The organism is Myxococcus llanfairpwllgwyngyllgogerychwyrndrobwllllantysiliogogogochensis, from assembly GCF_006636215.1.
GTDB lineage: Bacteria > Myxococcota > Myxococcia > Myxococcales > Myxococcaceae > Myxococcus > Myxococcus llanfairpwllgwyngyllgogerychwyrndrobwllllantysiliogogogochensis.
The window spans coordinates 1-5,072 of the sequence record NZ_VIFM01000443.1; the positions used below are offsets into that span (position 1 = coordinate 1).

2 protein-coding genes and 1 pseudogene are annotated in these 5,072 nt (G+C 69.3%); all 3 read left to right on the forward strand.

The annotated features are described in order from the left end of the window. A partial coding sequence (locus FJV41_RS47865; RefSeq protein WP_141649311.1) for an efflux RND transporter periplasmic adaptor subunit occupies nt 1-1,425 on the forward strand: 1,425 nt, incomplete at its 5' end. A gap of 5 nt (nt 1,426-1,430) precedes the next feature. Continuing rightward, nucleotides 1,431-4,571, forward strand: a complete 3,141-nt coding sequence (locus FJV41_RS47870; RefSeq protein ID WP_141649312.1) for an efflux RND transporter permease subunit — start codon at nt 1,431-1,433, stop codon at nt 4,569-4,571. A gap of 246 nt (nt 4,572-4,817) precedes the next feature. Then, nucleotides 4,818-5,072 (forward strand): annotated as a pseudogene (locus FJV41_RS47875) (peptidoglycan-binding domain-containing protein); the annotation flags it as partial.

Sequence of the window (5,072 nt, forward strand, 5' to 3'; positions counted from 1 at the left end):
GCCCAGCCCATCCCCCTGTGTGAACACAAGGTGCCCGCGGAGCTGTGCACCCAATGCAACCCGGACCTCATCGACGTCTTCAAGGCACAAGACGACTGGTGCGCGGAACACGGAGTGCCCGAGTCACAGTGCTTCCAATGCAACCCAAGCCTCACCTTCACCGCGCAGGCCACCGCGCCGAAGGACTGGTGCAAGGAGCACGCGGTCCCCGAGTCGAAGTGTACGAAGTGTCATCCAGCCCTCGTCGCGAAGTTCATCGAGGCCGGTGACTACTGCCGGGAGCACGGCTTCCCGGAGTCCGTCTGTCCGTACTGCCACCCGGAGCTCGTGAAGGCCGCCGGCGCGGAGCCGCCCGCCTTCCCCGAGCCAGGCACGCGCGTTCGCCTCGCCTCGGCGGAGACCGCGCGAGAGGCGGGCATCCAGACCCGGCGCGTGGAGAAGCGGCCCTTTGCCCGCACGTTGGAGGTCGTCGGTCAGCTCGACTTCAACAACAACCGCCGGGCCCAGCTCTCGACTCGCGGCGAAGCGCTCATCGTCGAAGTCCGAGCCGACGTCGGCGACGAGGTGAAGGCCGGACAGGCCCTCGTGGTGGTGACGTCCGGTGCGGTGGGCGCGGACCAGGGTCGACTCTCCTCGGCTCAGGCGCGCGTGGAAGCCTCGCGTGCCGCGCTCGCTCGCCAACAGTCGCTCGTCGACAGTGGCATCAGCGCGCGCAAGAGCCTTGAACAGGCCCAGGCGGATGTGGTCGCGGCCGAGGCGGAGCGCGACGCCGCCCGCGCCTCCCTGACGGCCACGGGCGCCTCCGCCCACAGCCAGCAGGGGACGTACACGCTGACAGCTCCATTCGCCGGCACGGTGGTGAGCCGTGACGCGGTCCCCGGCAGACAGGTGGGCGCGGGACAGACGCTCCTTCAAATCGCCGACCTGAGCACCCTGTGGGCCTTGCTGGAAGTGCCCGAGGCGGACGCCAGCGTGGTGCGCGCGGGACAGCCCGTCACCCTCTCGTTCGAGAGCATGCCGGGCGAAACCCGCGAGGCCACCCTCACCCGCGTAGGGGCCTCCGTGGACCCGACCACTCGCACCGTGCGCGCTCGCGTGGAGCTGCCCAACCCCGAGGGCGCCCTCAAGGCGGGCCTCTTTCTTCGAGCCCGCGTGCAGGTGGCCGCGGAACATCCGGCCCTACTCGTCCCTCGCGCGGCCATCCAGCGCGCCGAGGGCCGCACGCTCGTCTTCGTGAAGAAGGACGCGGGACTCTACGAGCCCGTCGTGGTGGAGCTGGGCGCGGGGACTCGTGAGGTCGTGGAGGTGGTGAAGGGCCTCTCCGAGGGTCAAGAGGTCGTCACCACGGGCGCCTTCCTCCTCAAGACGGAGATCCTCAAGGAGTCCATCGGCGCGGGCTGCTGCGAGACGGCGGAGGGCGAATAGCCACCATGCTGACCCGAGTCATCGACTGGTCGCTGACGCATCGCGGAGCCGTCCTCGTCGGCACCCTGGCCCTCATCATCTCGGGGCTCTTGTCCTTCCGGGCGCTGCCCATCGACGCCATTCCGGACACGACACCCACGCAGGTGCAGGTCAACACCGTGGCTCCGGCCCTCACGCCCCTGGAGGTGGAGCGGCAGCTCACCATCCCCATCGAGCAGTCACTGGCGGGCCTGCCCCGCGTCAGCGAGCTGCGCTCCATCTCCAAGTTCGGCCTGTCCCAGGTGACGCTCCAGTTCAGCGACGGCACGGACCTGTGGTTCGCACGGCAACAGGTGGCCGAGCGGCTCGGCCGCGTGGAAGTCCCAGCGGGCATCGAGCGTCCCTCGCTGGGACCGGTGGCCACGGGACTGGGCGAGGTCTTCCACTACGTCGTCAAGAGCCGGACGAAGAGCCTGGAGGAGCTGCGCACCCTGCATGACGGCATCATCGCGCCGCGCCTGCGCAGCGTGCCCGGCGTCGCCGAGGTGAACGCCTGGGGCGGTGAGGAGAAGCAGTGGCACGTCGTGGTGGAGCCGCGCCGCTTGCAACAGTTCAACCTCTCCCTACAGGACGTCTACCGGGCGCTGGAGGAGAACAACGCGAACGTGGGCGGTGGCGTGGTGGAGCGAGGAGGCGCGGCGAGCCTCGTCCTCGGCGTGGGCATCCTGGAGAGCGGCAAAGCCGTCGAGGACGTCGTCGTCGCTGCACATGACGGCGTACCCGTGCGCATCCGCGATGTGGCCCGCGTGGAGGTGGGCCATGAAATCCGCCGGGGCGCCACCACGGCGGACGGCGAAGGCGAGGCCGTCCTGGGCCTGGGCTTCATGCTCGTCGGAGAGAACTCCCACACGGTGACGAAGGCGCTGGCGCAGCGACTCGAGGAGGTGAAGCGCGCCCTGCCCCAGGACATCTCCGTGGAGCCCGTCTATGAGCGCACCGAGCTGGTGGACCTCGTGCTGCGCACGGTGCGCACCAACCTGATGGAAGGCGCGCTGCTCGTCATCGCCGTCCTCTTCCTGTTCCTGGGCAACTGGCGCGCGGGCCTCATCGTCGCGGCGGCCATTCCCCTGTCCCTGCTGTTTGCCTTCAACGCGATGCTGCAATTCGGCATCGCCGGCACCCTCATGTCCTTGGGAGCCATCGACTTCGGGCTCGTCGTCGACTCGTCCGTCATCCTCGTGGAGAACGCGGAGCGGCGGCTCGCCGAGGCCCGGGGGAGCCGCTCCCTCCTCGAAGTCGTGCGCGACGCCGCCGTCGAGGTGCGCGGGCCCACCCTCTTCGGTGAGCTCATCATCCTGGTGGTGTACCTGCCCATCCTCGCGCTGGAGGGCGTGGAGGGGAGGCTGTTCCGCCCCATGGCGCTCACCGTCATCTTCGCCCTGCTGGGCAGTGCGCTGCTCTCCATGACGTTGATGCCGGTGCTGGCATCCTTCGCCCTGAAGCGCGGCGGGGGACAGCACCGCGAGCCGCGCCTCGTCACCTTCCTCAAGCGCCGCTACCAGCCCGTGCTCGACTGGGCCCTCCGTCACACCCGGGCTGTCCTCGTCGGCGCGGGGCTGCTCGTCGTGGGTGCGCTCATCGCCGCCACGCAGCTCGGCAGCGAGTTCGTCCCGCGCCTGTCCGAAGGCACGCTCGTCATCAACACCGTGCGACTGGCCGAGGTGTCCCTCACCGAATCCGTCCGCTACGGCACGCAGATAGAGAAGGTGCTCCTCACCCGCTTCCCCGATGAAGTGCGGCGCGTGTGGACGCGCACCGGCACGGCGGAGGTGGCCACGGACCCCATGGGCATCGAGCTGTCCGACGTCTTCATCACCCTCCAGCCACGGGACACCTGGAAGCGAGCCACGACGCAGGATGAACTGGTCGCGGAGATGAAGGCGGAGCTGGCGGACCTGCCCGGGATGCGCATGGCGTTCCTCCAGCCCATCGAGATGCGGGTCAACGAGATGATCGCCGGCGTGCGCGGCGACGTGGGCATCAAGCTCTTCGGGGACGACCTGGACGTGCTGAAGGCCAAGGCCCGTGAGCTGGAGGGCCTCGTCAAGGCCATCCCAGGCGCCGCCGACGTCACCGTGGAGCAGCTCACGGGTCAGCCCGTGCTCGAGGTGACGGTGGACCGGGAGGCCGTGGCCCGCCACGGCATCTCCACCCGCGCGGTGCTCGACATCGTGGAGGCGGTGGGTACCCGAAGCGTGGGAGAGGTGCGCGAGGGCGAGCGGCGCTTCGACCTGGCCGTGCGGCTGTCCGAGGAGTACCGCGATGACCCGGCGAAGCTGGCCACGGTACCGGTAACGGCGCCCGGGGGAGCGCGTGTGCCGCTGGGGCGGCTGGCCCGCATCCGCGAGGTGTCCGGGCCCACCACGCTCCAGCGCGAGTGGGGCAAGCGCCGCATCGTCGTGCAGGCCAACGTGCGCGACCGGGACCTCGGCGGCTTCGTCGATGAAGTGCGCCGCACCCTGGACGAAAAGTTGGAGCTGCCCTCGGGCTACTACCTCCGCTTCGGCGGACAGTTCGAACACCTGGAGCGGGCACAGGCGCGACTGCTCATCGTGGTGCCGCTGGCGCTGGCCCTCATCTTCCTCCTGCTCTACCTCACCTATCGGCGCGTGCTCGACGCCGTGCGCATCTTCGCGGGCGTGCCGTTCGCCCTGGTGGGCGGCGTGCTCGCGCTCCTGCTTCGGGGTCTGCCCTTCTCCATCTCCGCCGCCGTGGGCTTCATCGCCCTCTCCGGCGTATCGGTGCTGGGAGACATGGTGCTCGTCTCACGCGTGCGCGCCCTCCTCGATGAAGGCCACGCGTTGAGCGAAGCCCTCCGCGAAGCAGCCCTCTCACGCTTGAGACCCGTGCTGATGACAGCCGCCGTGGCCGCCATCGGGTTCCTGCCCATGGCGCTCAACACCGGCGTGGGAGCGGAGGTCCAACGGCCTCTCGCCACCGTCGTTATCGGCGGAGTCATCTCCTCCACCCTGCTCACCCTGGTGGTGCTGCCGGTCCTCTACGCCGTGTTCGGAGCCGGACGGCAACGGCCCCCGCACCCACGGGAAGAAACACCCCCGCCACCCGCGGAGGCCCCTATCGACGCTCACAAATCAGCGGCGGGTTGACCCACCTGCTCGGGCACCTCTCCCCCTGGGACACGACCGCGTCGAGGAGCGATCATTCGCCCTACCCACCAGGCCAGGACCGCGTCGCCTCCATGACCTGACAGGTTCGGCGGGTTTCACCCAACCGACAGAATTGTGGATTCCTCACTGTCACTCGATTCCGGGTTCAGGAGCACTGCGCTTATTTTGGCGTCAACGGCATCACGGTGACGGCACCTGGGCGAGTCGAAGCACGGGGGACGCGGCATGGTCAGTCCGAGGACGGCACCGATCCGGACAGGCAACACGAGCACCTTCACGCTGAAGCAACGACGCCTGCACATCATCCTGTTGGACCCGAGGGAACAGCCCTACGCGGGACGAGAGTACGTCCTCCGGGTGGGACGCACCGAGCACTGCGGCACGACAGCCTCCGATGGCTCGCTCTCCCACGAGGTCCCCGGCCTCGCCACCGGTGAGCTGCTGTTGCACCTGCCTCCGCCCGACCCGGGCCCCGACGAG